The organism is uncultured Oscillibacter sp., from assembly GCF_947654275.1.
GTDB lineage: Bacteria > Bacillota > Clostridia > Oscillospirales > Oscillospiraceae > Oscillibacter.
Map to the genome: position 1 here is coordinate 1 of NZ_CANTJS010000024.1, position 25,669 is coordinate 25,669.

At 59.0% G+C, this 25,669-nt stretch carries 30 protein-coding genes; 12 read left to right on the plus strand and 18 right to left on the minus strand.

The genetic code is table 11. The features are described 5' to 3' along the window. Positions 1-536 precede the first annotated feature (536 nt). The 9 genes from Q0063_RS07945 (at position 537) to Q0063_RS07985 (ending at position 8,694) form a co-directional block, all read left to right on the plus strand. Positions 537-1,334, plus strand: coding sequence for a DUF2262 domain-containing protein (locus Q0063_RS07945; RefSeq protein ID WP_297871445.1), 798 nt, complete (start codon positions 537-539; stop codon positions 1,332-1,334). Positions 1,335-1,423: 89 nt separating this feature from the next. Next, positions 1,424-1,810 carry a hypothetical protein gene (locus Q0063_RS07950; protein ID WP_297871446.1) on the plus strand — a complete coding sequence of 129 codons (387 nt, stop codon included), beginning with the start codon at positions 1,424-1,426 and terminating at the stop codon, positions 1,808-1,810. Positions 1,811-1,866: 56 nt separating this feature from the next. Next, complete coding sequence (locus Q0063_RS07955) at positions 1,867-3,282, plus strand: glycine--tRNA ligase (protein ID WP_297871447.1); 1,416 nt, start codon at positions 1,867-1,869, stop codon at positions 3,280-3,282. A 103-nt stretch (positions 3,283-3,385) separates the two neighbouring features. Then, complete coding sequence (locus tag Q0063_RS07960; protein WP_297871448.1) at positions 3,386-5,329, plus strand: LTA synthase family protein; 1,944 nt, start codon at positions 3,386-3,388, stop codon at positions 5,327-5,329. 130 nt (positions 5,330-5,459) lie between these two features. After that, complete coding sequence (locus Q0063_RS07965; protein WP_297871449.1) at positions 5,460-5,891, plus strand: helix-turn-helix domain-containing protein; 432 nt, start codon at positions 5,460-5,462, stop codon at positions 5,889-5,891. Positions 5,892-5,914: 23 nt separating this feature from the next. Further along, entirely contained in the window at positions 5,915-6,106 is a 192-nt protein-coding gene (locus Q0063_RS07970; protein ID WP_297871450.1) for a hypothetical protein, read from the plus strand. Between the two features lie 51 nt (positions 6,107-6,157). Further along, a complete protein-coding gene (locus tag Q0063_RS07975) occupies positions 6,158-6,451 on the plus strand; it encodes a hypothetical protein (protein WP_297871451.1) in 294 nt (97 codons plus the stop codon). Between the two features lie 77 nt (positions 6,452-6,528). Beyond that, positions 6,529-7,038, plus strand: coding sequence for a hypothetical protein (locus tag Q0063_RS07980; protein WP_297871452.1), 510 nt, complete (start codon positions 6,529-6,531; stop codon positions 7,036-7,038). A 234-nt stretch (positions 7,039-7,272) separates the two neighbouring features. Beyond that, positions 7,273-8,694 (plus strand): NCS2 family permease, encoded by a 1,422-nt coding sequence (locus Q0063_RS07985; protein ID WP_297871453.1) that lies wholly within the window; start codon positions 7,273-7,275, stop codon positions 8,692-8,694. A gap of 283 nt (positions 8,695-8,977) precedes the next feature. On the opposite strand, the gene Q0063_RS07990 is transcribed toward Q0063_RS07985, so the two are convergent. From Q0063_RS07990 to Q0063_RS08015, 6 genes are all read right to left on the minus strand, one after another. Then, positions 8,978-9,277 (minus strand): YciI family protein, encoded by a 300-nt coding sequence (locus tag Q0063_RS07990; RefSeq protein WP_297871454.1) that lies wholly within the window; start codon positions 9,275-9,277, stop codon positions 8,978-8,980. Positions 9,278-9,402: 125 nt separating this feature from the next. Next, positions 9,403-9,720 (minus strand): DUF6881 domain-containing protein, encoded by a 318-nt coding sequence (locus Q0063_RS07995; protein ID WP_297871455.1) that lies wholly within the window; start codon positions 9,718-9,720, stop codon positions 9,403-9,405. Between the two features lie 12 nt (positions 9,721-9,732). Then, complete coding sequence (locus Q0063_RS08000; RefSeq protein ID WP_297871456.1) at positions 9,733-10,902, minus strand: alanine--tRNA ligase-related protein; 1,170 nt, start codon at positions 10,900-10,902, stop codon at positions 9,733-9,735. A 20-nt stretch (positions 10,903-10,922) separates the two neighbouring features. Next, positions 10,923-11,396 (minus strand): hypothetical protein, encoded by a 474-nt coding sequence (locus Q0063_RS08005; RefSeq protein ID WP_297871457.1) that lies wholly within the window; start codon positions 11,394-11,396, stop codon positions 10,923-10,925. A gap of 20 nt (positions 11,397-11,416) precedes the next feature. Beyond that, a complete protein-coding gene (locus tag Q0063_RS08010) occupies positions 11,417-12,307 on the minus strand; it encodes a hypothetical protein (protein WP_297871458.1) in 891 nt (296 codons plus the stop codon). 64 nt (positions 12,308-12,371) lie between these two features. Next, a complete protein-coding gene (locus tag Q0063_RS08015) occupies positions 12,372-13,604 on the minus strand; it encodes a glycoside hydrolase family 3 N-terminal domain-containing protein (protein WP_297871459.1) in 1,233 nt (410 codons plus the stop codon). 334 nt (positions 13,605-13,938) lie between these two features. On the opposite strand from Q0063_RS08015, the gene Q0063_RS08020 reads away from it, so the two are divergent. Next, the gene (locus Q0063_RS08020) at positions 13,939-14,604 is read left to right on the plus strand and encodes a CatB-related O-acetyltransferase (protein WP_297871460.1); all 666 of its coding nucleotides are present in this window, start codon (positions 13,939-13,941) and stop codon (positions 14,602-14,604) included. Positions 14,605-14,891: 287 nt separating this feature from the next. Next, complete coding sequence (locus Q0063_RS08025; protein ID WP_297871461.1) at positions 14,892-15,659, plus strand: class I SAM-dependent methyltransferase; 768 nt, start codon at positions 14,892-14,894, stop codon at positions 15,657-15,659. 180 nt (positions 15,660-15,839) lie between these two features. Here Q0063_RS08025 and Q0063_RS08030 read toward each other — a convergent pair whose 3' ends face one another. The 7 genes from Q0063_RS08030 to hisS all read right to left on the minus strand — a co-directional run bounded on the left by Q0063_RS08030 (position 15,840) and on the right by hisS (position 22,147). Further along, positions 15,840-15,971 carry a hypothetical protein gene (locus Q0063_RS08030; protein WP_297871462.1) on the minus strand — a complete coding sequence of 44 codons (132 nt, stop codon included), beginning with the start codon at positions 15,969-15,971 and terminating at the stop codon, positions 15,840-15,842. A gap of 65 nt (positions 15,972-16,036) precedes the next feature. Further along, positions 16,037-16,168, minus strand: a complete 132-nt coding sequence (locus tag Q0063_RS08035) for a hypothetical protein (RefSeq protein WP_297871462.1) — start codon at positions 16,166-16,168, stop codon at positions 16,037-16,039. 65 nt (positions 16,169-16,233) lie between these two features. Further along, on the minus strand, positions 16,234-18,027 hold the full coding sequence (gene aspS, locus Q0063_RS08040) for an aspartate--tRNA ligase (RefSeq protein WP_367180347.1): 1,794 nt from the start codon (positions 18,025-18,027) through the stop codon (positions 16,234-16,236). A 43-nt stretch (positions 18,028-18,070) separates the two neighbouring features. Continuing rightward, positions 18,071-18,976: a restriction endonuclease gene (locus Q0063_RS08045; RefSeq protein ID WP_297871464.1), complete on the minus strand. Its 906-nt coding sequence runs from the start codon at positions 18,974-18,976 to the stop codon at positions 18,071-18,073. 19 nt (positions 18,977-18,995) lie between these two features. Further along, positions 18,996-20,168 carry a hypothetical protein gene (locus Q0063_RS08050; protein WP_297871465.1) on the minus strand — a complete coding sequence of 391 codons (1,173 nt, stop codon included), beginning with the start codon at positions 20,166-20,168 and terminating at the stop codon, positions 18,996-18,998. 44 nt (positions 20,169-20,212) lie between these two features. Next, a complete protein-coding gene (locus Q0063_RS08055) occupies positions 20,213-20,749 on the minus strand; it encodes a hypothetical protein (RefSeq protein ID WP_297871466.1) in 537 nt (178 codons plus the stop codon). A gap of 42 nt (positions 20,750-20,791) precedes the next feature. Beyond that, the gene (gene hisS, locus Q0063_RS08060; RefSeq protein ID WP_297871467.1) at positions 20,792-22,147 is read right to left on the minus strand and encodes a histidine--tRNA ligase; all 1,356 of its coding nucleotides are present in this window, start codon (positions 22,145-22,147) and stop codon (positions 20,792-20,794) included. Between the two features lie 245 nt (positions 22,148-22,392). Here hisS and Q0063_RS08065 point away from each other — a divergent pair, with 245 nt between their 5' ends. Then, entirely contained in the window at positions 22,393-22,524 is a 132-nt protein-coding gene (locus Q0063_RS08065; protein WP_297871468.1) for a hypothetical protein, read from the plus strand. A 167-nt stretch (positions 22,525-22,691) separates the two neighbouring features. Here Q0063_RS08065 and Q0063_RS08070 read toward each other — a convergent pair whose 3' ends face one another. From Q0063_RS08070 to mscL, 5 genes are all read right to left on the minus strand, one after another. Further along, entirely contained in the window at positions 22,692-23,084 is a 393-nt protein-coding gene (locus tag Q0063_RS08070) for a hypothetical protein (protein ID WP_297871469.1), read from the minus strand. 125 nt (positions 23,085-23,209) lie between these two features. After that, positions 23,210-23,623, minus strand: a complete 414-nt coding sequence (locus tag Q0063_RS08075) for a methylglyoxal synthase (RefSeq protein WP_297871470.1) — start codon at positions 23,621-23,623, stop codon at positions 23,210-23,212. Between the two features lie 101 nt (positions 23,624-23,724). Beyond that, positions 23,725-24,471 (minus strand): septum site-determining protein MinD, encoded by a 747-nt coding sequence (gene minD, locus Q0063_RS08080; protein ID WP_297871471.1) that lies wholly within the window; start codon positions 24,469-24,471, stop codon positions 23,725-23,727. Positions 24,472-24,499: 28 nt separating this feature from the next. Beyond that, positions 24,500-25,216 (minus strand): 16S rRNA (guanine(527)-N(7))-methyltransferase RsmG, encoded by a 717-nt coding sequence (gene rsmG / locus Q0063_RS08085; RefSeq protein ID WP_297871472.1) that lies wholly within the window; start codon positions 25,214-25,216, stop codon positions 24,500-24,502. Beyond that, complete coding sequence (gene mscL, locus Q0063_RS08090; RefSeq protein WP_297871473.1) at positions 25,213-25,611, minus strand: large-conductance mechanosensitive channel protein MscL; 399 nt, start codon at positions 25,609-25,611, stop codon at positions 25,213-25,215. The genes rsmG and mscL overlap by 4 nt, the downstream gene beginning before the upstream one ends. Positions 25,612-25,669: the final 58 nt, after the last annotated feature.

Sequence of the window (25,669 nt, forward strand, 5' to 3'; positions counted from 1 at the left end):
CTGTCTCCTGAATCCCTCGGATATTTGTACTATTCTTGAAAATTGATTTCCCTGATGTGAGGGTTTTCCCCCTTGACAACCTGGAAAAAACATGCTAAAGTGAGTGCCATATCGGAATAAGCGAAAGGCCATGACAGGAAAGAGTATCTTCCACAAGGAAAAAAGGCAAAAAGCCAAAGAGAAAAAAGTCCGGTGAAGAGAGAGGGCGGCTGGTGCAAGCCCTTCCGGAAGGGAAGAGAAGGCGTCCTGAAGCCGCGGGGAGGCAATGCCCCGCCGGTCCCCGCCGTTACCGGGCAGAGTGTCCCTTTGATTCCATGCGAAAAGAAATAGAATGCGAAGAAGAAATGGAATGCGAAAAGAAATGGAATGCGAAAAAGGGAAATTCAGGTGGAACCGCGGACTTTTTACAAAAAGCTCGCCCTGAGCCGTTTCAGGCTTGGGGCGTTTTTGCATTTGTCCCAATTTCCTTTAATGTTTATAAGTGCTGTTTATAAGCGCAAGGGGAAATTGGGACTTGCGTTTGAAAGGGGGGGTCAGTGACGGAAGAACGACTTGAACCGTGGGAGAATGAGAGCCAGAAGCTGGAGTTCGAGGACTACGCCATGAAGTACCGCCCAGAGGAGATGACCATTCTGGTTCTTACGAATCAAGACATCTTCGGCGGGGCCAACTACGGCCGGACCGGTCTCCAACTGGGTATGATTCTGCTGAACGCCTGGACGGAGGAGGGAAACCCGAAGATTCACCGGGAGGAGTTCTGGCTGAATGCCTTGGCCACCCGGAAAATGCTGAATCTGTACACCCGGCGGACCCCTGAAAATTCCATTCTCAAGTGTCGGGTCCGTCCTCTGGCGGATGAAACGGGGACCAGACGCTTTCTGCTGGCAGACGCCCCGGAACCGGCTGCGCACCCAAAGCTGGAGGCAATTTTAAAACGGCGGAACAAGCCGGTGGTCCTGAATGTGGAGGGTTTGGGGACCTTTACTCTGGACCGGAAGAACGACTGGTTCCAGGGAAGGATCGACTGGCTGGGGCGCCCGGTACAGCTTACTTTTGACCGGGGTGGCCCCAAGAAACGGGAAGCCGCTCAGGAGACAGCCCGGGCTTTGCTGGCTGCGGCGGCAGACTGGGACCGGCGAGTGCGGGCGTATGCTGCCGCTGAGTTGATGGAATCTGTTTCTCTGATTCAGGATATGGGCCTGGATGCCGTTCAGGTAGACCACAAGGGCGGCTTTGACTTCTGGTTTGAGGACTGCCCTTCCCTGGGCGGTCACTCCCTCCATGTGGCCGGCACTCTGACCGGCGGGCCCGACTTTGCCGGAATGGAGGGCTGACGGCTGGCGTCGGACCAGGAGCAGAATCCGGTGTGAAAAAGAGTGGTTTTGCGGTCTGCTTCTTTCCGTGAGCAAAAAGGAGTGATTTTATGAACGAACAGCACAGGGAACAGGCCATTCAGGTGGTGAAAAATATCCTCCATGTTCTTCATGAGAAATGCTATGAGGACCTGCCCCAATGCGTGGACGAAATGGAGTGGAGCGACACGGCGGAAATCCGGGAGTGTATCCAGGGGACCCTGGAGCTCAACGATTTGGAGGCCTTCGACGAGTACGACGTGCCCAGCAGATTTCATCCCCAATATGAGTACCATCAGCTGGACTTCTATGAGCGGGGCCCCCGGGATTCCTTTGAGGTAGATTATGATTTGACCGCCGACGGCGGGGAACCGGCGGACCTGTGCCTGCAATTGGGCTTTGTTCCCCGGGAGGACGGAACGCTGAAAAGCGTCTTCCGCACCATCGACCCCCGGTAATCCAGGACCAAACAAGATTCAATATTTTAGATATTTTAGATAAGGAGAATTTGACAATGGACAACAAGCAGAAAACCATGGAAAAGGTCGTGGCCCTGTGCAAAAACCGGGGCTTTGTGTTCCCCGGCAGCGAAATCTACGGAGGCCTTGCCAACAGCTGGGACTACGGCCCTCTGGGCGTGGAGCTGAAAAACAACGTCAAGCGGGCCTGGTGGAAGAAGTTTGTTCAGGAAAACCCCTACAACGTGGGTCTGGACGCCGCCATCCTCATGAATCCCCAGGTCTGGGTAGCCTCCGGCCATGTCTCCACCTTCAACGATCCCCTGATTGACTGCAAGGCCTGCAAAATGCGCCACCGGGCCGACAAGCTGGTGGAAAGCTTCGTCCAGGAAAACAGCATGGACGTCAACGTGGAGGCCATGACCCAGGAGGATCTGGTGGCCTTCATCCGGGACAACAACGTACCCTGCCCCGGCTGCGGCAAGAGCGACTTCACCGACATCCGGAAATTCAACCTGATGTTCAAGACCCACCAGGGCGTCACCGAGGACTCTGCCAACGAGGTCTATCTCCGGCCGGAGACCGCTCAGGGCATTTTCGTGAACTTCCCCGCCATTCAGCGGACCACTCGCCGGAAGCTCCCCTTTGGCGTGTGCCAGGTGGGCAAGAGCTTCCGCAACGAAATCACCCCCGGCAACTTCATTTTCCGTATTCGGGAGTTTGAACAGATGGAGCTGGAATTCTTCTGCAAGCCGGACACGGACCTGGAGTGGTTCCAGTACTGGCGGACCTACTGCCACGACTGGCTCATCGGCCTGAACGTGAAGGAGGAAAATCTCCGCCTCCGGGACCATGAGCCCGAGGAACTGGCGTTCTATTCCAAGGCCACCACCGATTTTGAGTATCTGTTCCCCTTCGGCTGGGGCGAGCTGTGGGGCGTGGCAGACCGCACCGACTACGACCTGAGCCAGCACCAGAAGCACTCCGGCCAGGACCTGACCTATTTCGACCCGGAAACCAATCAGCACTATGTGCCCTACGTCATTGAGCCCTCCCTGGGCGCGGACCGGATGACCCTGGCCCTGCTGGTGGAAGCCTATGACGAGGAGGTTGTGGACGCGGAAAAGAACGATGTGCGCACCGTCATGCGCTTCCATCCCGCCATCGCCCCCTTCAAGGTGGCCGTCCTGCCCCTGAGCAAGAAACTCAGCGACAAGGCCCGGGAGATTCAGCAGGAGCTTTCCAGGGAGTGGATGGTGGACTTCGACGAAACCGGCTCCATCGGCAAGCGCTACCGCCGGGAGGACGAGATCGGCACCCCCTACTGCGTCACCGTGGACTTTGAGACCGTGGGCGACGACAAAAAGCCCGCCGACAACTGCGTTACCGTCCGGGAGCGGGACTCCATGGCACAGGTCCGCATTCCCATCAGCGAGCTGAAGGCGTATCTGACTGAAAAACTGGCATACTGATTTTCAAAGAGTGAAGAGTGGAGAGTGAAGAGTGGAGATAACGGAAAATCTTCACTCTCAACTCTTTACTCTTCACTCTTTTTATGAAAGCGAGGCAACTGCTTTGTTCAAGAAAAAATTACCCATTGGTCCCCAATGGTTCCGTTGGCTGATGTCTGCCGCCGCCTCCCTCTGCATGGGACTGGCGGTGGCCGTTGCCATGCAGTGGACCGGTCTGGGAACGCTGACGCTGGTCTGGGAATGGGTCCGGACCTATCCCGCTCATCTGGTCATGACAGCCCTGCTCTATGCCGTGCCGGTGTTCCTTCTGGGGGCGCTGACGGGGCGGCTGTGGCTGGGGGCCGTTCCCGTGGAACTGCTGGGGATGATTCTGGCCCTGGTGGACTACTTCAAAAACGCCGTCAACGGCACGCCCCTGGAGCTGGCGGATTTCGGTCTGGCCGCCCAGGCGGGGAACGTGGCGGGACTGGCGGGGGACCTGACGCCGCCGGAGGATTTTTTCCTGGCACTGGCGGCGCTGGGGCTCTGCACAGCGGTCCTCTTCCTGACCCGGCGGCTTACCCGCCTGGAGGGCCGGACACGGGCTCTGTCCCTGGTGTTTTCCGTTACGGCGGCGGTCATCCTCTGCACCGGTCCGGGGACCCGGACGGTGGGGAGCTGGCTGGGCGTGGATTTTTATACCCGGATGCCCGCCGCAGAAAACCGCAATGTCCACGGTCTGACCCTCAGCCTCTGGCGGGATGCCTTCCCGCAGCCCAAGACGCCGCCGGAGGGCTACAGCGAGGCCTATATGCAGGAGGTGCTGGACCGGATTGACCGGCTTCTGGCAGAGGAACAGCCCCGGCCGGAGACCCGGCCCAATATCCTGTTTATCCTCTCCGAGTCCTTTTATGACCTGAACCGTCTGCCGGAACTCCGCTATGGCGGGGACCCTCTGGAGAACTTCCACGCCCTGGAGAAAGAGAGCATCAGCGGGACCTTCCACAGCCACTATCTGGGCTACGGCACCGGATATATCGAAATGGCCATGCTCTATGGCGTTGATCACATGGACCTGCCGCCGGGGACCAATATCTGCTTCATGGACGACGGCGTCTATGAGCGCTTCGACGCTCTGGCGGAGCAGTATACGAAATCCCGGGGCTATACCGCGGAAATGCTCCACGCCTTTGACAACAGTCTCTATAACCGGACGGTGACCTATCCTCTGCTGGGCTTTGACAGCCTTCTGTTCTCCGAGGATGTCCAGTCCCTGGGCTTTGACTGGGAGGGAGGCGTTTACGGCGGCTACTATATGAAGGACAGCTATCTCTATCAGGGAATGCTGGAGCGGATGGAGGACATCAACCGGCAGGGAAAGCGGGCCTTTCTCTACGGCATATCCATGGAGAACCACCAGCCCTTTGACCCGGAGAAGTTCAACTATGAATGTCAGCTCTCCCTGACCACGGACCGCTTTGAGGCGGCGGACCGGGACGTCATCCGGGTGATGCTGGAGGGGATTACCCGGGCGGACCAGGCGCTGGGGTATCTCACCGACGCCCTGCGGGAGAGCGAGGAGCCCACCATTGTGGTGTTTTACGGCGACCACCGGCCCAACCTGTTTTTGAGCGGCGGCGACACGGTTTACACCAAGTTGGGCCTCTGTCCGGAAAACGACACGCAGAACTGGACCACGGAGCAGGTGAATGAGCTTTACTCCACCGATTATCTCATCTGGGCCAACGACGCCGCCCTGCTTCAGGGCCTGGCCGGGACCCGGCGGGACAGCGGCGTGACCTCCCTGGGTCCCCAGCTGCTGGAGCTCACAGGGGGAACCGTCTCCCGCTATTGGGCTCTGCTGGAACAGGTTAGCCGGGAGTGTCTGGTCCATACGGATCTCTATTTCGTGGACGGCGAGGGACGCCCCAGCGCCGGCCGGGAGACGGCGGCGCTGACGCCGGAGGCCCGGGAGCTGCTGGAGCTGCGGGACGCGGTGATCTATGACGCCATTTATGGGCAGCAGTATATCACCGCCGCCATGAATCAGCCGTCAGGGCATGGCTGAAGACCGGAGACGGCGGAAGCGGCTTCTGAAAATTGTGAGGAAAAGCCCTGTGCAACCCCAGGTTGCCCAAATGCAAGGCCCTTGCGGTTTACATTTGGGGAAATACGGAGTAAAGTCAGGAGTGAGAGATATGAAGCTGGATGAAAAACTGGTTTCCCTGCGGAAGAAGAAGGGAATCACCCAGGCGGAGCTGGCGGAGACCGTGCAGGTGTCCCGGCAGGCTGTCTCCAAATGGGAGTCGGGCGGCTCGCTGCCTTCCACGGAAAATTTAAGGGCCCTGAGCAGGCTGTATGGGGTGCCCATGGACTACCTGCTGAATGAGGAAGAGGCAGAAGAAGGGGAGCCTTTCCCTCAAAATCCAACAGTCAAACCAGATACATCGGAAAACAACAGAAGGAAAACAGGTCTGAAATGGTGTATTGCGGCACTGGTGATTTTAATGTTGATTGTGTTTGTTGGAATATTGATTGCCAACAAAAATAAAGAGTATTCCCATTTAGGGGAAACACAAGGGGAGGAGGTGAATGGGGTTCCAAGCATAGAATTCGAGCTGGAATGGTAGCTCGATGGGGAGGAGGTGAGAACATGAAGAAGAGAGTGATGGTTTTAGTGTGCGTAATCCTCAGCATCGTGGGGCTGGTTGGAATTTTCCGTGCAATGGAGTCTCCCCCCAGAGAAGAATTTTTAGAGGGGGAACTGCTTGAAGACGGCACCTACCGTTATGAGGACAGATTCGGTACGGTCATAGAGGCCGATTGGAACGCCGGCGGGCAGTAAGAATCTTTGAAAGAGTTTGTGATTTATTGAGTTTATGGAAGGAAGTTTACTATGAAAATGAGAAAAGCTTATACGATTTTGCTTGCGGCTGCAATGTGTCTGAGTTTGCTGTGCATTTCCGCCGCCGCCGCTGCGAAAGATGATGCAGGGGATTCCAATTCGGAAGATATCATTAAATCGGAGACTTTGGGTGTGGTTGTGGTAAAAGGCGATGGAAAATATGACTTTGGCGACGGAACAACCGTCACAATTGAGCCTATTCCGTGGTTGATGGATGAAGATTCGAAAGAGCCTGTGGTTTTTGAGGACGGCACAATATTATATTGCACCGTGATCGACGAATAAGATACCTCGACAAAAATCGTAAATCCCGGGAAAAAGCGTTGGCCGGGTTTACTCCTGTGATATGAGTGGTGCGTCAAATGTTAAGAAATAAAAAAACAACCAGTTTACTCCTGGCCGGTTTTCTGGTTTTGTTCTGCGTGCTGATTGCGTATGAATTCACATATGAAAAAGGCTTTACCCGGGAATATTATGGGGTACTCTACGGGTCAGATGGGAATCAGCTGACGCAGGCGGAACCTGAGACCTTTTCCATATCAGGAAGCGCTTCCTATCAATTGAGAAGCGGCGTGAGATTGCAGGGAGACTTGACAGGCGCCGGGCTGGACTGCCGCTTTATAACCCTTGCAAATGACTCGCTGGAGGATTCCGGGTGGTATCGGGCTCTTTTGTCCGGGGGACCTCCGGAACCGGGGCCTGTTTCCATGTACGGGTCAACCTGCAATGAGGTTTTTTTCTCGAAAAAACTGGATGCCTTTGTGTTCCCTATGGAGCAGGGGGATGAGCGGTCTTTTCTGGTCCTCACCGAACAGGAGGGCGCAGTGGACGGTCCCGCGACAATCATAGCCGAATTTTTTGGGACGCCATAAATTGAGATTTCTTATGGGCGCTTTCCCCGTTTGCGTTTTCCGTGAAGGGGGAATCCCCTGTAACCGCCGGCTGGCAGGCGTTTCCCGGAGTCTCTGAAATAAGGTCGACCTTTTTTTCTCTTTCACTTGCCAAATGAACCAGTTTCTGTTATAATACTCCTATCAGTTTAGTGCATCTTGAACAGAGGTTTTGAAGGGGGGCGTCTGTTTGGGATGCGGAAAGAGAGGAGAGCTATGGAAAACCTGTTTCATCTGAAGGAGAATGGCACCTCGGTCCGCACGGAGGTACTGGCGGGCCTGACCACGTTCATGACGATGGCCTACATCATCGCCCTGAACCCCAACCTGCTGACCAACTTCGATGTAGGGTCCGCCCTCTGGAACGGCGTGTTTATGGCCACCTGCCTTGCCTCCGCCCTGGCCATGTTCTGCATGGCGTTTCTTGCCAACAAGCCCTTTGCCCTGGCCCCCGGCATGGGACTGAACAGCTTCTTTGCCGTGGTGGCGTCCAATATCGCCGTGATTACCGGCATGAGCTATGTAGCCAGCTTCCAGGCGGCCCTGGTGATTATCCTGATTGAGGGCATCGTGTTTATCGCCCTCTCTCTGCTGAACATCCGGGAGAAGATTGTAGAGGCCATTCCTCTGGGCGTCCGTCTGGGCATCGCCCCGGCCATCGGCCTGATGCTGATGAATATCGGCCTGGGCTCCAACGCCGGCGTGTACTCTGAAACCGGCGGTCCCTTCTTCGTCATGCGGGATTTCTTCGGCGCGCTGACTCCCAGCGTGGCGCAGACCACCATGGGCTCCGGCTACGATGCCATGGTCCTCCAGGTGGTGACCATGTTCATCGGCCTGTTCGTGATTGTCATTCTGGCCAAAAAGGGCGTGAAGGCGGCGGTGCTGCTGGGCATGCTGGCGGCTTCCGTCATCTACTGGGCGGGCTCCGCCCTGTTCCTGGGGACGAATCCCTTTGCCGCCCTGAGCACCGCGTCCTTCGTGCCGCCCTTTGGCGACATGATGAGCACCACCTTCTTCAAGTTCAATTTCCAGGGCTTCCTGGATATCGGATTGTTTACCGCCATTACGCTGGTGATTACCTTCTGCATGATTGACATGTTCGACACCATCGGAACCCTGGTGGGCACCGCCTCCCGGGCCGGCATGGTGGACAAGGACGGCAGCATGCCCAATATGAAGGAAGCCCTGCTGTCCGACGCCATCGGCACCGTGGCCGGCGCCTGCACCGGCACCTCCACTGTGACCACCTTCGTGGAGTCCGCTTCCGGCGTGGAGGCCGGAGGCCGTACGGGCCTCACCGCCCTGACCACCGGCGTGCTGTTCCTGGCCTGCATCTTCATCGCCCCCATCGCTGCCATTATCCCCGCCGCCGCCACCTCGGCCGCCCTGATCTATGTGGGCGTGCTGATGCTGATGGGCCTGCGGAATGTGGACTTCGACGACCTGGACCAGATGGTTCCCGTGGCGCTGATGCTGATTGGCATGCCGGTGTCCAGCTCCATCGGTCACGCCATTGGCCTGGGCCTGATTTCCTATACGGTTATCAAGGTGTTCAGCGGCAGAGCCAAGGACGTGTCCCTGCTTACTTACGTCATTTCCGCCCTGTTCCTGCTGAAATTCTTCCTGATTGTCTGATATGCGGGGAAGACCTCCGGGAGCTCCCGGGCATCCATATAAACCAGGCAGGAGCGGCCGCATTTGCGGCCGCTCCTGTCAGGCTGTCGAAAAAGAATTTTTCGACAGCCTGCGCAAGTTTTCAGAACCCGTGAGAAGTTCTGAAAACTTATTGATTGCACATGAAAGACACCCCTGATGGGTTCCTTTCATACTATCTTCCTTTCCGAAAGCTGAAGGCGATCCGTTTTTTCGACAGTCTTGCAGGAACGGCCGCATTTGCGGCCGCTCCTGTTTTCATTCATTACAGCAGATAATTGTTTTCCCGGTTTGCAATCAGCAAATCCACCAATTGATAAGTGGCGTAACCCCCTGCGACCAGGGGCTCTCTCTCACAGATATCCTCCGCTTCCTCCCGGCTCTCCGTTTTGAGGATATACATGCCCGCCATGCCCGGAAAGCCCTTGAATACGCCGCAGATTTCCAATTTTCCCTCATCGTCCAGCTTTCTGATATGCTCGACATGCTCGGTCACTTTTTGTTTGGTGAGTTTGTTATAGGTTTTGCTTTTTTTAATCATCATCATATACATCTGGTTTTCCATAAGTCCCTCCTGTAAAGGCTGTAAAAGATGGTGAAACCCGGCGGCGCGCCCCCTGGGGTGTGTCCGGCGGGAGGCGTTTGCGGAGTCCGTTGTTTCCTAAATTTTTCAGAATACCGGAAGACGGTCTAAAAGAACATGCCCATAAAGCCGTCGGGCCGTTCCTGGGCCTGGTTCCAGACCTCATAGAACAGCTGGGGGGAGATATAGGCGGCGGTGAAGGACTCCCCCTGAAGATCCGCGTTTTCGATCTCCCGCAGGTCCTCCGGAAAGGGCACGTCCGCCAGGGCCTCCGGACAGCCCCGCTCCGCGCCGTAGGAAAAACAGATGCCGTTGCGGAAAAACTCCACCTTGCGGACCTCACAGCGGCTGTCGTCCAGCTCGGAATAAATGCGGTAGGGCTCGTCGTCCAAATCGTGGTCCCATTCCACTAAAACATACTGCATGGTTTGTCCTCCTCACAAATTGCTGGCAGCGAAAAAAGCGAAAAAGACCTCAATGTCGCTCCGCGCCGCCTGGACGCTGCCCTGGGCAAAGCTGTTCCGCCCGCCGCCCCGGCCATGGAGGGTCTGATTCAGGGCCTTTACCAAGGCGGAGATGTCCCCGCCTCCGGCGCGGACCAGGGCGTAGTTCCAGACGGTTCCCTCTCCGGCGAATACCGCCGCCAGACCGCCGCAGGATTTGGCCGTCAGGTCCGCCAGACGCCGGACGCTGTCGGGCCGGGCGGGGGGCTGGAAGAGCACCACGTCCCCCTTGCCCGCCTGGCCCTCCGCCAGGGCGGCATAGGCGGTCTGTTCCAGGTCCGCCATGCGGGCCTTGGCGGCGGCCAGCTCCGATTCCAGCCGCTCCACGGCGTCCAGGGCCTCCAGGGGCTTCACACTGAGCCGCTGGCCAATGGCCTTCGCCTGCTCAAAGGTCCCGGAGAGGAAGCGCAGGGCCCGGTCTCCGCAGAGGATTTCCAGCCGGACCCCCTCCCGGAACTTCTGACAGGAAAGAACCTTGACCAGGCCCACCTGGCCCGCCCGGAGGACGTGGGTGCCGCAGCAGGCGCAGCGGTCCGCCTCCGGGAATTCCACAATGCGGACCTGTCCGGTCAGCTCCTTTTTGCTCCGGTAGTCCAGTTCCGCCAGCTCCGCCGGGGAGGGGAAGGTAATGCGGACCGCCCGGTCAGCCCAGACCGCCTCGTTGGCCAGCCGCTCCGCCTTCAGGACCTGCTCCCAGGTGAGGTCCGCGTTATAGTCGATGGTGACGGTCTCCGCCCCCAAGTGGAAGCCCACGTTGTCACAGTGATACAGGCGGCAGAGGATGCCGCTGATGATGTGCTCGCCGGAGTGCTGCTGCATGTGGTCGAAGCGCCGGGCCCAGTCGACGGAGCCGGCGGCCTCCGTCCCGGCTTCCACAGGTCCGTCGCAGATGTGGAAAATGACCCCGTCCTTTTCGTGGACCTCCAGAACCCTTACGCCGCCCAGGGTCCCATGGTCAGCGGGCTGGCCGCCTCCCTCGGGGTAGAAGGCCGTCCGGTCCAGGACCACCCGCCAGGCGTCTATGATGAGCTCACAGGCCAGCACATGGGCGGTGAATTCTCTCAGAAAGGGGTCCTGATAGTATAGCTTTTCCGTCTCTCTCATTCAACGATATCCTTTCCGTTTTATTGAAAGCCAATCCATTCCAGAGCCTCCGGCGGAAACACCCAATATGGGTGGCCGGGAACCCGGTTGGCAGGAGGCTGTTCCGCCAGCCCGTCCGGGTGCAGGGTGTTTTCCCCGGCAGGGGAGTAGCAGGACCGCTCATAGGTATGGCCGGTTTCCCGGTCCGTGACGTTGATCACCACGGCAATCTCCAGCTCCGGAAGGGAGCGGGCCGCGTATTCCGGAAAATCCAGGTAGAGCAGGGGAAGGCCGGTGGTGTCGGACCGGTTCGTATAGGCCGGGCCCCACCAGCGGCCGCAGATGTCCGCGGCGTCCTTCATGGCGCCGGTGAGTACGTTCCGCTCCCGCACCGCCTGCGGCGTCTGCCGGTCCCCGGGCAGGGCGGCAAACCACTTTTTCGGCAGTCCGGGCAGCTTCCGGATTTTAGACGCCGGACACCGAATATTGGTGCGGAAAAACCCTGAGCGCTCCATAAAATCACCCTTTTGTTCTGTCAGAAATGAACCACCATGAATTCCCACACCGGTTCCGCCAGGAAATAGCCCAGAATGGCCGAGGCCAGATTGGCCTCCACCGCGTAGGTAATGGCCCGCCCGTCGGAGGGCTCCTGCAGAAAGCGGCGATACAGGATAATTTCCGCCGCCAGGACGGCCAGCTCCGCCGGAATCAGCATCCAGAAATACCAGTAATCAATAGCGCGCTGGGTGGCCTCGACGCTGAACCACAGGGACAGGCCCCCCTGTGTCAGCAGGTTCACCAGCAGGAAGACCAGAACATTCCGCCGGGACCAGAGGCCCAGCAGCCATAGAAAAACGCCCTCAATGAGAATGGTGGGAATAAAGGTGGCCAGGAACTGCAATACATAGCGCTGCCAGACCGGGGCCAAGGAGACGGTTCCGGCGGACCAGTCCAGAGTGACGGACACCTGATAGGCCCGGCGGGTCAGGGGCTCTGAGCAGAAAATCTGGCCGGACTTTGTGACAGCCAGAACCCGGAAGGTCTCCGGCACGCCGTGAGAGACAAAACGGTGCAGACCTTCCTCCTGGGAGCGGCTTCCATCCAGGTCAGCGTACATGAGCCCACCGCGGGTCCCCTGAAGTGAACAGGAATGCCAGCCCTCCGGGACAGCAGCCAGCAGGCCGTCCATCAGGTCCTGATCCAGACCGGCTTCATATTCTTCCGAGTAGCCCCAGACGCGACGGTCCGGGTCAAAAAAATAGGCGTTATAAGGGTCTTCCTCCAGCAGGTCCATGTAATAGGGTTCTTCCGGTCCGTTTTCCACCCGGACATAGATCATGGGCTTGGGGCCGGAATCCGCGAAGACGGGAACCGTCAGCAGCAGCACCGCCAGCAGGAGCAGGGAGCACGCGCGCAGTCGCTTCATATCAAAACCCTCCAAATCTGTTTACCTGGCAGGACGAATTTCCGGCTGGTTTGGTTTCAGTTTCTTATGGAACGGATGAAACGTGGGTGGTGAGTGCGCCGCCCTCTGTTGGCGCCAGCAGGCCCAGCTCCAGCTTCCAGCGAAGGACCCGGGCGCAGGCGGCGTCGATGACTGCCTCGTCCAGAGTTCCAAGGCCCACCGCGTCGATGACGCCGGGAATCTGGGACTTGTAATCGGAGGTAATCAGAAGGTCGTTTCCCGCCACCAGGGCCATGACTGCCGCGGAGCCGTCTTCCGCATAGGCTTCCACCGCGTCCATGGCCAGATCGTCGGTCATGACCACACCCTCAAAGCCCAGGTCCTCCCGGAGAATCCGGTGGACCTCCGGGGACAGGGAGGCGGGCAGCGCCGCGTCCATGCAGCTGACGATGTTGTGGCTCACCAGCACGGCAGGGGGCAGGCCGGCCTGAATCCCGGCCTCCATGCCCGCCTGGAAGGGCAGAAAGTCCTGGGTCCGGAAGGTCTCCAGGGGCCGCTCGTCCACGGCGATGCCGGTGTGGGTGTCCTTGTTGTTCCCGTAGCCGGGGAAGTGCTTTAAAACGCTGCCCAGGCCATAGCGGGAATGCATGTCCACCACCCGGGCGACATAGAGCCCGGCGGTCTCCGCGTCTCTGCCGGTGGTCCGGTCATACATGAAGTCGCTGGGATTGGTGGATACGTCCGCCACCGGGGCGAGATTGACGTTGATGCCCAGGGCTTTTAGAAGCAGGGACTTTTCCCGGGTCTCGCTGTCGATGGCCTCCATCCCCGCCTCCCAGAGTTTTTTGGGATTGGAGAATTTTTTGTCCCGCAGATGGGGATTGGAGCTGATGCGGACGACGGTTTTCCCCTCCTCGTCCACGCCAATCAGCAGGGGGATGCCCGTGTCCTCTGCCGCCGCCTGCTGATAACCGGCAATGGTTTGAATCAGATCGCTGGCGGTTTTGTCTCTGGTGTCCTGGCTGAAGAGGAGGAAACCGCCCAGATGGTAATCGGTGAGGTCCTTCACAGCGTTTTCCGCCGGACAGCGGGCGAAAAAGAGCTGTCCCACCTTTTCCTCCAGGGACAGTTCCTTCAAAAGAACCTCCACAGGGTCGGCGGGTTTTTCCGGTTCCTCCGGTTCACTTGCTTCATCGTCCGGCGGAGCGGAGAGGGAACCGGGGTCGGACACGCTGTTCTCCGGCGGGGGCGGAATGGTTCCGCCTCCGCAGCCGGAGAGCAGGGCCAGTATCAGGAGCAGGGCCAGCGTTCGTTTCATTCTCTGAATTCCTCCATGAGGTTTTTTGGTGGATAAAAGCATTATAACACAGCTTCCTGACCAGGGGAAGGCTTGCTTTTCCCTCTTTGGCATGTTATAGTCAGCACAGTTGAACGCTGGCAAAGCCGCTGTCCGGTAAAAAGCTGTGCGGACGGCAGACTGTGAGCAATTACCCGGTATGTCTAAAAAGGAAAAAAGCCAAAAGAGCCAAAAAGATCGGAAAAGCCGGAAAAGGATGATGAATATGCGCGAATTGCGGAAAAAGAAGGCCGTGGCCACTGTGAAGGGCCCCTTGAAGGAGGTGAATTGCTGAACATTGTAAGGAGGAACGAGTATGTATCAAATTCCCAGCCCTGACGTGGTGTTTCCCAATGAATATCACACGTCATGCTTTTTGAAAAATGTCATCACCGCCCCCAATATCTCCGTGGGGGATTACACCTATTACGACGACCCTGTGGACCCTGCGGGCTTTGAGCAGAACAACGTGCTGTTCAACTGGCCGGAATTCGGCGACCATCTGATCATCGGCAAATTCTGTTCCATTGCCAGCGGCGTGAAGTTTATCATGGGCAGTGCCAATCACCGCTTGGGCAGCGCCACGGTCTACCCCTTCAACGTCTTTGGCGGACTGTGGGAGGAGCGGACGCCGCCCCACCTGTCTCAGCTCCCCTTCAAGGGGGATACGGTGGTTGGAATCGATGTGTGGCTTGGCCGGGAGTGCGTGGTGATGCCCGGCGTGCACATCGGAGACGGGGCCATTGTGGCGGCGTATTCCGTGGTGACCAGGGATGTGGAGCCCTATACCCTGGTGGGCGGCAACCCGGCCCGGTTGATCAGGCGCCGGTTTTCCCCGGAGCTGACAGCGCTGCTGCTGGAGCTCCGCTGGTGGGACTTTTCCGCTGAGGAGCTGGCGGATTTTCTGCCGGTGCTGTGCAATGAGGATTTGAGGGTTTTAGAGAGGGCGATACGGGAACGGCTGAGGGCTGAAAAGAATTGAACCATAGAGAAGAGGAGGGCGGCGGCCTTCCTCTTTCTGCCTTTTTTGCTTTTTTTGCTTTTCTGCGTTTTTCCGCTTTTCTGCGGATTTCATCAGGGCGGTGCGCGTTGGTCCGTTTCCCGGAACCGCCGGGGGCGGCGGCCCCTGCATCACGGTCCTATTATAGAATGAGAGACCGGACACCCGCTCGTTTCAGCGGGGGATTGAAAGATGTCCGTGCCGGTGGTATACTTTGCTCACCAGGTCCGGCTTGTTCCGGCGGAAATGACAGCAGCGGGAGGACTGATTTGAAACCTGTTATCAGAAAATTTGACGGCCGGGCGGAGGATTATACGGCGGGTAGGCCGGATTACGCCGCGGCTCTGATTGACTGCATGTATCGTGAGTATGGGGTGTCAGACGCCTCTGTGATTGCGGATATCGGGTCTGGAACCGGAAAATTTGCCAGACATTTGCTTGACCGGGGCAGCGTGGTATACTGTGTGGAGCCCAACGACGGCATGCGCCGTACGGCGGAAGAGGAGCTGCGGGGATATGAAAAATTCCACTCCGTCACAGGGACCGCCGAGCATACGTCCCTTGCGGACGGCACCGCGGATTTTGTTACAGCTGCCCAGGCCTTTCATTGGTTTGATGGAAAGCGGTTCAAAGAGGAATGTCTGCGGATTCTCAAGGACGGCGGGACCGTATTTTTGATATGGAATGCCCGGGACGGTTCGGATTTGCTGAATCAGGAGTTGTTCCGCCTCCATACGGCTTACTGTCCCGGCTTCAAGGGCTTCAGCGGCGGGACCAAACAGGATGACCCGAAAATCAGAAGCTTTTTTGACGGTCAGTATGTGTCCATGTCCTTCGATCATCCGTTGACGTTTGATCGGGACCGCTTTGTTGCAAGGTGCCTTTCGAGCTCCTATTCACTGAGAAAAGGAGACAAAGACTATGATGACTATATTGATGCGCTGAATGAGCTGTTTGACAGGCACGAGCATCATGGCCTTGTGTCCGTCGCAAATCAGTCGGTGGCCTATGTCGGAGCCATTGGGCAGGGCCGGTGAGAGAAGGAGAAGAGGAGGGCGGCGGCCCTCCTCTTTCTGCTTTTTTGCGTTTTTCCGCTTTTCTGCGGATTTCATCAGGGCGGTGTGCGTTGGTCCGTTTTCCCATTTCCCTGGAAGTGCCAAGGGAAACGGACAGAGGCCGCTTCCTGATAAAATGCGGAAAAGGACATTCCCGGGCGGTCAGTCTTTTTCCTCTAAAGCCAGGGCGATGTGCAGCTCGTCCAGCTGCTTCTGAGTGACCTGGCTGGGGGCGTCCGCGTCGGAACAAGCTCCATATCTCTCGTCCTGCCGCCTGCGGCAGGACTCGCTCATTCCGCTGTTCCTCCTTCTCCCCGCAAAATCTTCGGATTTTGCGGGGGCCCCGATGATGGACGCGGTCAGTCTTTTTCCTCTAAAGCCAGGGCGATGTGCAGCTCGTCCAGCTGCTTCTGAGTGACCTGGCTGGGGGCGTCCGCGTCGGAACAAGCTCCATATCTCTCGTCCTGCCGCCTGCGGCAGGACTCGCTCATTCCGCTGTTCCTCCTTCTCCCCGCAAAATCTTCGGATTTTGCGGGGGCCCCGATGATGGACGCGGTCAGTCTTTTTCCTCTAAAGCCAGGGCGATGTGCAGCTCGTCCAGCTGCTTCTGAGTGACCTGGCTGGGGGCGTCCATCATAACGTCCTGGGCGTTCTTGTTCATGGGGAAGGGGATGATCTCCCGGATGGAGTCCTCACCGGCCAGCAGCATCACCATCCGGTCCACGCCGGGGGCAATGCCGGCATGAGGCGGCGCGCCGTAGGTAAAGGCGTTATACATGGCGGGGAATTTCTTCCGCACATCCTCCTCGCCCAGCCGCACCAGCTCAAAGGCCTTCACCATGATCTCCGGGTCGTGGTTCCGCACCGCGCCGGAGGAGAGCTCCACGCCGTTGCACACCAGGTCATACTGGTCTGCCTTGATGGTCAGGGGGTCGATTTTGCCCTGCTCCGCCAGCATCAGGGGTTCCAGTCCGCCATTGGGCATGGAGAACGGATTGTGGCAGAACTCCAGCTCCCCGGATTCTTCGCCGATCTCGTACATGGGGAAATCCACAATCCAGCAGAAGGCGTACTGTTCACGGTCCATGTGTCCCGGCACCGCCGCCCCCAGGGTCTTTACCAGCACGCCCGCGGTCTTCCAGGCGGCGGTCTGCTTCCCGGCGGCCAGGGCCACGAAGTCGTTGGGCTTCAGGTTCAGGGCGGAGATCACTTCATCCCTGATGGGCTGGACGAACTTGGCGATGCCGCCCACAATCTCCCCGTTCTCATCCAGACGGAACCAGTAGGGCTTTCCGCCGGAGACCACTTCCACGTCCGCCAGGGTCTTGTCAATGAATTTCCGGGTCTCGTGGAAATCGCTGACCACCACGGCCTTGATGGCAAGAGCTCCCTCGGCCTGACCGGGGTCAAAGGGCGGGAAGCCGCAGCCATAGAGGGCGGTGGGGGCGTCCTTCACCCGCAGGTCAATGCGCAGATCCGGCTTGTCGGTGCCGAAGTTCTCCATGGCATCCAGATAGGTAATGCGCTGGAAGGGAGCGGAGCTGGCCCGGTTATACGTTCCGTACCTGGCAAAGATGGGGGGCAGCACGTCTTCGATAACGGCGAATACGTCCTCCTCGGAGGCGAAGGCCATTTCCATATCCAGCTGGTAGAACTCGCCAGGGGAGCGGTCCGCCCGGGCGTCCTCGTCCCGGAAGCAGGGGGCGATCTGGAAATAGCGGTCAAAGCCGGAGGTCATCAGCAGCTGCTTGAACTGCTGAGGGGCCTGGGGCAGGGCGTAGAACTTGCCGGGGTGATTCCGGGCGGGCACCAGATAGTCCCGGGCCCCTTCGGGGGAGGAGGCGGTGAGAATGGGGGTGGTGATTTCCAGGAAGCCGTGGTCCGTCATGGCCTGCCGCAGAGCGGAGACCACCTGGCAGCGCAGGACGATGTTGTTTTTCACCGCCGGGTTCCGCAGGTCCAGATAGCGGTATTTCAGCCGCTGGCTCTCGTCGGCCTCCCGGCTGCGGTTAATCTGGAAGGGCAGCTCGTTGTGACGGCAGCGACCCAGGACGGTGACGGCGGAGGGGACAATCTCGATGTCGCCGGTGGGCAGCTTGGGATTCTTGCTGGCCCGCTCCCGGACGGCGCCCTGGACGGAAAGGGTGGATTCCTTGTTGATGCCCTTGAAGGTATTCACCAGTTCTTCCGTTTCCGCCACGATCTGCGTGGAACCGTAGAAGTCCCGCAGGACGGCGAAGGCCAGGGCGGCGCTGACCACCCGGACGTTTTCCAGCCAGCCGCAGAGCTGGACTTCTTTCCCGGCGTCTCCAATGCGGAGCTCTCCGCAGGTATGCGTGCGATTCTGCATGTGAACCATCTCCTTATTTCAAGTTTTCTGTTTATCTGAATATTTATTCGTTGTCTCCGCTGAAAAAGTCGGAGTCAATGGACTTGATTTCGTACCTGGCCACCGGGGAAACGCCCAGGTTGTATTCAATCATCAGCTTGGTCAGCCGCTGGCCGTCCACCAGGACGATGTGCTGCTTTTCCGCCGAGGCCTGGGCCCCCTCGGAAAATCTGGCGGTGGTGATAAACAGGCCCTTGGACGCCCCCTCGTCCCGAAGGGCCCCGGAGAACTTTTGCAGCTCCGGACGGCTGACGGTGCTCTGGGGGTCCCAGCGCTTTGCCTGGATATAAATCTGGTCAAAGCCCAGCTTGTCTTCCCGGATGATGCCGTCGATGCCGCCGTCATGGCTCCGTTTGGTGACCACGCCGGCGTCGGAGACCGAACCGCCATAGCCCATTTTCACAAGCAGTTTGACCACCAGAGACTCAAAGAAATCCGAGTCCTTCTCCATAATCTCCGCCAGCAGATCGTCCGCCAGACTTTGGTTGAGGGCGGCGGCTGCCTGCTCCATCATATCCTCCGGCGTTTCGCTGGATTCCACAGGGGGTGCGGCGTCCGGCTCGTCCTTCTCGCTTCGGGTCCGGAATTCCTGGAAAGAGGGATATTGGCTGAGGAAGCGGTTGTCCAGCACCGGAGGCGGGGCGGTCAGGACCGCCTGCCCCTCCTGCGTCAGCCGGTGGTGGCCCCGCTTCACGCTTTCCACCAGACCCGCCTTTTTCAGATAGGTGCAGGCCCAGCTGACCCGGTCCGTGAAGATGGAACGGCCGCTGCTCAGGGTTTCCTGAAGCTGCTCTGGGCTGAGGGCCAGTTCTGAGGCAATCCGGGCCCCGATTTCCCGGTTGGTGCGGACCTCTCCGTCTGCCAGCGCCCGCAGCAGGGGCATATATAAGCTGTCATAAGTGGGAAGCATGGGATTTCCTCCTGTTCTGTCAACGATTCCACTCCCAGCCAGGGAGATGTTCCAGGCGGATGGAGGCGTCAGACAGGTCCAGGTCCTTCCATGCCTGGGTGGGCTCCGCCTGAACGCCGGTTTCGGAAAGAGCCGCTTCCAGTTCCTCCCGGGTGGGATAGAGGGCGGCAAGGGCCGTCCACAGGGCCTCGTGTTCCGCCTCCCAGACCTGACTGCGGGAGGTATAGCCCTGGTAGCCGTCGGGATACAGGGCGGCGTCCACCTCCGGCAGGATCAGACCCTTTTGCTCTGCCAGGACCTCCAGGGCTGCGGCGGTGGTCAGGTCGTCCAGAATGGACTGAGCCTTATCCCAGGGGGTGTTGCGGTGAGCCAGGTGGGAGTGATTATAGATATCCAGATAGCTTGCCAGAGCCGGGGCCAGGAGCTCGGCGGTAATGTCCCTGCCGTTGACAGTGGCTAGCACCGTGTCCGGCTCCACCTCCAGTGCGTCCCGGCACAGCTCCAGGGTATCAAACGTGGCAGAGACCCGCTGGGCCGGGTCGATGACCCGGGCCAGCATGGCCGCGGCGGCGGCCCGGGAGAGGGAGGCCCTTTCCTTCAGGGTGCCATAGCGGTCCTTGCCCGTCAGGATACCGGCCCGGTAGAGCATGAGAAGGTCCGGGTCCTTGCAGTCAGGAACGGCGGATACCTGATTCAGTTCCGGCAGACTGACATTTTGGGCCGTCAGCACGGCGGACAACAGCTTGAGAAACTCTCCCCGATCACAGGGGGACTGGGGATAGGCGCGGAGACCGGTGTAAAACTCAGCTTCCTCTAAGGCCGGCGCCTGTTCCCGCAGATATTGGTCATAGGGTTTCCACCAGTCCGGCCCCTTCAAAGAGATGGGCTCGAAATAGTCCAGGGTCTCGCCGCCTAAAAGCCGGTGAAGCCGGGCGCAGATGACCATGGCCTGAGCGCAGGTCAGACCGATTTCCGGCATGAAGTGTTTTCCGTCAATTCCGTCCATCAGTCCCGTTTCACAGCAGATGCGGGCCGCCGTTTCGCAAATGGTTCCGGCGGTGTCGGTGAATGCGCCGTAATCCCTGGCCATGGGGATGAGCCAGTCTGCGTCTGGCTCCGCGGCGGCGGCAGGGAAGGGGAGGGCCAGCAGTACCGCCAGCAGCAGGGAGAACAACCGGATTTTTTTCCTCATAAGCGCCTCCAATCAAATACAAACAGATGTACAGCGTCCTGATATTACGATGCGGAATCAAAGGGCTCCGCCCAGTCCCATAGCCAGGCCCCCAGCGCCTGTCCCTGTTCCTTTCCATCAGGGACGGAAAGGGGCAGGGAGGTGTAGGTTCCATGTGTCCATCGGTCAATCCAAAATTCCAGGTTCAGAAGAGTGTCCCATTGTTCCTCGTTTTCCGTGGAGTAAAAGGAAAACCCGATTTTGTAACAGGTTTCCCCGGCCTCCGTTCGGGCGCTGCGGCCGCCCAGGGGCGGCAGCACCTTCAGTAAAGGCTCCAGGGGAGAGCGGCGGAAGTGCAGGCCCTCCAGCTGCTCCATCAGGTCTTCCATGTCCTGGCCTTCCACCATAAAGGTCCGGGTCTTGGGGGTCCTCCAGGGGGAGCCGATGCCTGCCATGACCATGCCGGAGACGCAGTCCGGCGTCTGCCGGTTCAGCAAAAACCGGACGTCCACCGGCCGGCTGTACCACAGGCACCAGACCGCCAGCAGCCCCGCCAGGCCACAGAGAAGAGCCTTTTTATGCTGGTTCCAGAGTGCTTTCATGGACACGCTCCTTTCGTTCATCCCAGGCCCCGACGGGACCGCTTATTCCCGGATGATGCTGCCCTGATTCCGGATATCCAGTCCGGCCTTGATGCGGTAGATGGTGGCTTTGGCGTCCAGCCTGGTTTGTTCACCGGTGACCATGTCCTTGCAGGCCACAACGCCGGCGCTGATTTCGTCCTCTCCCAGGAAGATCACATAGGGAATGCCCAGCTTGTCGGCATAGCCGATTTTCTGCTTGAACTTCTTCTGCTCACAGTGGAGCTGGGTCCGGATGCCGTTCTCCCGGAGGTGGGTGGCCAGGGCAATGGCGGGGGACAGGTCCTCGGTCATGGGCAGAATCAGCACGTCCGCCGGGGCGGTGTTCAGCTCCGGATTCAGCATGCCCTGTTCCCCCAGGACATAGAACAGGCGGGTCAGGCCGATGGAAATGCCCACGCCGGGGAGTTGTTTATCGGTGTAATATTCCGCTAAGTTATCATACCGGCCGCCGGAGCACACGGAACCAATCTCGGGATGGTCCAGCAGGGTGGTTTCATAGACGGTGCCGGTGTAGTAGTCCAGACCCCGGGCAATGGTCAGGTCCACGGCAAAATTCTCCGCCGGAACGCCGAAGGCCCCCAGGTGCTTCACCACGGCGTTCAGCTCCTCCAAACCCTGGTCAAAGAGGGGGTCCCGGCCCCGGTACTCCTCCAGCCGGGAGAGGACCGTCTCATTGTCTCCGTTGATGGAGATGAAGGACAGGATTTCCAGGGCCTGCTCCCGGGAGACGCCCAGGTCCCCGGTGAGAATGGCCTCCACCTTCTCAAAGCCGATCTTGTCCAGCTTGTCCACCGTGCGCATAATGTCCTGGGCCCGCTCCGTCAGGTTCAGCATGGCGTAAAAACCGTTGAGGATTTTGCGGTTGTTGACGCAGATGCGGAAGCGCTTCAGGCCCAGGGCGGAAAAGGTCTTATAGATAATGGCGGGTATCTCCGCCTCGTTGGAGATATCCAGCTTTCCGTCCCCAATCACGTCGATGTCCGCCTGATAGAACTCCCGGAACCGGCCCCGCTGGGCCCGCTCTCCCCGGTAGACCTTGCCAATCTGGAAGCGGCGGAAGGGGAAGGTCAGTTCATTGTAGTGCAGGGCCACGTATTTGGCCAGGGGTACTGTCAGATCGAAGCGGAGGGAGAGGTCCGCGTCTCCCTTCTGGAAGCGGTAGATTTGCTTCTCCGTCTCGCCGCCGCCCTTGGCAAGCAAAACGTCGCTGGACTCGATGACAGGGGTGTCCAGGGGCGTGAAGCCGTAGAGGGCATAGGTTTTCCGCAGGGTTTCCATAATCCGCTCCATCTGCTGCTGCGGGGCGGGGAGAAGCTCCATAAAGCCGGACAGCGTCCGGGGGGTCTGTTTTGCCATGGTGATGCTCCTTTTCATAAAATTGGGGATGAGCTTTAAAAAAGAGCGGTATCATCCCAAAGTGGTTTTGGGACGATAGCGCTCTTCCGCTTCGTGGTGCCACCCAAATTCGAGACCTTTTGCGTTGTGCTGCCCTGGATGCCGCCGCCCATGGTATTTACCCGGAGGGCCATACTGAAAGGCAGAGGGACGGCGGTTGTCCGCTGAAAAGTCTCCTTTGAACCTCCTGGTACGGGGAGGGGGCCGTGGGCGTTTCCGCCCCCGCTCCGCCGCTGTCCTTCCTCCGGGCCGAACGGGGCTTTTCCAGCGAGGGCCCCTCTCTGCGGAACGGCGTTCCGGAGTACTGCTGCGGCGTCATTGCGGTGAAATTGCTGTGATTATATGCGTTTTTTGGCGAAATGTCAAGGCGGACATTCCCCATGAAAGCGCTTTTTTACCTGCTTTATCAGAAGGCGGGCCCGTCCTGCGGGACCCCGGCGGCTCCGGGGAGTGAAGCGCCGGAGGGCGGCGCTCCCCACGGGAACCGTGAGCGGAGGATACTGTCTCAGGCGTCGGGATACAGGGTCCTCCGGAGGGGGGACCAGTCCCGGCAGCTTTTGACCAGCGCCAATTCCTGCTGCCAGGCCCTGTAGGGCTCCATGGCTTTGTACTGAGGCCTCAGCTCCCGGGCCAGCTCATAGAAGCCGCTCCCAATCGTCCGGCGGCTGACGCCGCCGTGCCGCACAATGGCGGAGAGAAATGGGAGCTCCAGATCAAAACAGAGATACACAACTTTTCCAAGAGGGTGGTTCAGATGAAAATGGGCGTTGACCGGGCGGTTCAGGCGCTCTGAAAGAACCTCCGCCACTTCGACATAGGTCCAGGTATACCGTTTCTGCTCCACGCATTCCAGAAGGAAGCAGGCCAGCTCATAATCAATATCGGTGAAATTCTCCATACCAGGTCCTTTCCCAGGTTCAGACGGGACAGGCGGCGCAGCCGAAGCCCAAGGCCAAAAGCCTAAGGCTAAAAACCCGAAACCCGAAAAACCTCAGCAGGCGCCGAGGCGGCCGGGGAACGCGGTCAGGCCAGGGGCCGGGTGGAGGGATTGACAATCAGCCGCCAGTCCAAATCACCTCTGGACAGACCCAGCACCAGCATTTCCGCCGTGGCGATGTTGCTGGCGAAGGGGACGTTGTTCTGGTCGCAGAGCCGGGAGATGTAGGAAATGTCTCCGGCCATGCTCTCGCTGTTGGGGTCGTTGAAGAACAGGACCATGTCAAACTCGTTATAGGCGATCCGTGCGCCGATCTGCTGGCTGCCGCCGTGGGCATAGGTCAGAAAGCAGTGAACCGGCAGGCCGCTGGCGTCTGCCACCATATGACCTGTGGTATTGGTGGCATAGAGATGATGCCGGGAGAGGATGCCGGCGTAGGCGGTGCAGAACTGAACCATCAGCTCCTTTTTGTTGTCGTGGGCCATCAGTGCAATGTTCATAATGGGTCGCATCCTTTCTCAGCCTGCCGAAGGCGGGAAACCGGCCGGTTTCTGTTCGACAGCCTGTTGGTCTCTGTATTTGGTTTGTTTGGCTCGCTTGGTTATCTGATACGCATCAGGGACGCTTTCTGCCCCTGAAGGCGTTTCGCAATGTTGCGGTATGCCGCCGCCGCGCCCTGGTTTCCCGTCAGCGGCAGGGGAATGCCCTGATTCAGGCTCAGGGTAAGGGCGTCGTCCTCCGGCACCACGCCAAGCAGCGGAAGGCCCGCCCGGTCAATGGCGTCGTCAATGGTGGCGTGAAGCTGGCGGAGCATCTTTCGCCGCACCCGGTTGACCACCAGGTGGAGGGCGCCGGAGGGAAAGCGCTGGAGCTCCATAACGGTGTGCTGGGCGTCCCGCAGGGAAGAGGTGTCCGTCGTGGTGACCACCACCGCCCGGTCCGCGGCGCAGGCCGCCAGCTGGAACCCGCTGTCCAGTCCCGCCGGAGCATCCAGAAAACAGAAATCGTAGCGCTCCCGGATGTCCCGGAGCAGGGCGGACATCTGTTTTTCCGATACCGGGCGGCCCCGTATCCGGACAGGGGCTGTCAGCAGAAAGAGACCGGGGATCTTGGGGTGCTCCACCGCCGCGTCCTCCAGGGTGCAGCGCCCCTGGGCCACATCGGTGAAATCCATGAGGGCCCTGTCGGTCAGGCCGAGGGCCAAATCCAGATTTCTCAGGCTGATATCGCAGTCCAGACAGAGAACCCGCCGGCCCGCCAGGGCCAGGGCGCTGCCCACTCCGGCGGTAAAGGAGGTTTTCCCGGTTCCGCCCTTGCCGGAGACCACTGCCACACATTGTCCCGCCATGGAAGCGCCTCCTTTCGGCTGCTGTCTATTATAGCGGATTCTTTTTGATTTTTGCAAATGCTCTGGGGTATTTTTGGGGAGTTTTACAAATTTTTTTAATCACAATCAGCCGGTGTTGGATATCTGTTCCCGGAATGGGGTAGTCCCGCGGCGTTTCCGCCGTGCCGCCCAGAAGCCTCACGGCCTGTCCGGCTCCGGACAGCTCCTCGTCCGACTCAATGGATTTCATAGCCAGGAAGCTCCCGCCTACCTTCACCAGAGGCAGACAGAGCTCGCTGAGGACCCGCAGCTCCGCCACTGCACGGGCGGTGGCAAGGTCGAACCGCTCCCGAAGGGCCGGATTGCCCCCGGCCTCCTCCGCCCGGCAGTGGATGGTGCGGATTCCCGTCAGACCCAGCTCCTCCCGGACTTCGTTGAGCCAGTCCAGACGCTTGTTCAGGCTGTCCAGCAGGGTTACCTCCAGGGAGGGGACCAGGATTTTCAGCACCATGCCGGGGAAGCCCGCTCCGGTGCCCACGTCCACCAGCTGTTTTCCCGCAAAATCCATGTGGTTCAGCAGGGCGGCGCAGTCCAGCATGTGGAGCCGGGCCACCTGCTCCGGGTCCGTGATGGCGGTGAGGTTCATCACCTGGTTTTTCTCCAGCAGCAGCCGGGCGTACCGGTCCAGCCGGGCGGCGGCCTCCGCCGGGACGCTCTGCTCCAGGCCCATGGCCTTCAGGCCGTCTTCCAGAAGGGGAAGAATCATTTCCGTTCCCTCAGCAGGTCCCGAATTTCCGTCAGCAGCTTTTCTTCAGCGGAGGCTTTTGGGGCGGGCGGCGGCGGGGCTTCCTTTTTCCGGTGGAAGCTGTTAATGGTCTTCACCAGGCAGAAGACCACAAAGGCCATAATCAGGAAATTCAAAATGGCCTGAATGAAATTTCCGTAGGTGATGACGGCGGGACCCACCTTCACCGACAATTCCGCAAAGGAAATGCTGTCTGTGAAAATGCCCAGCACCGGCATGACGATGTCATTGATCAGGGAGGTGGTGATGCTGGAGAAGGCGCCGCCGATGATGACGCCCACCGCCATGTCCATCACATTTCCCCGGGCAATGAAGGTCTTGAACTCCGACAGGAAGCCGGAGGCTTTTTTGTCCATAAAGCAATTCCCCCTTGTATTGATTCGGTGAATAGATACGTTTTGGAATGGGTCTGTC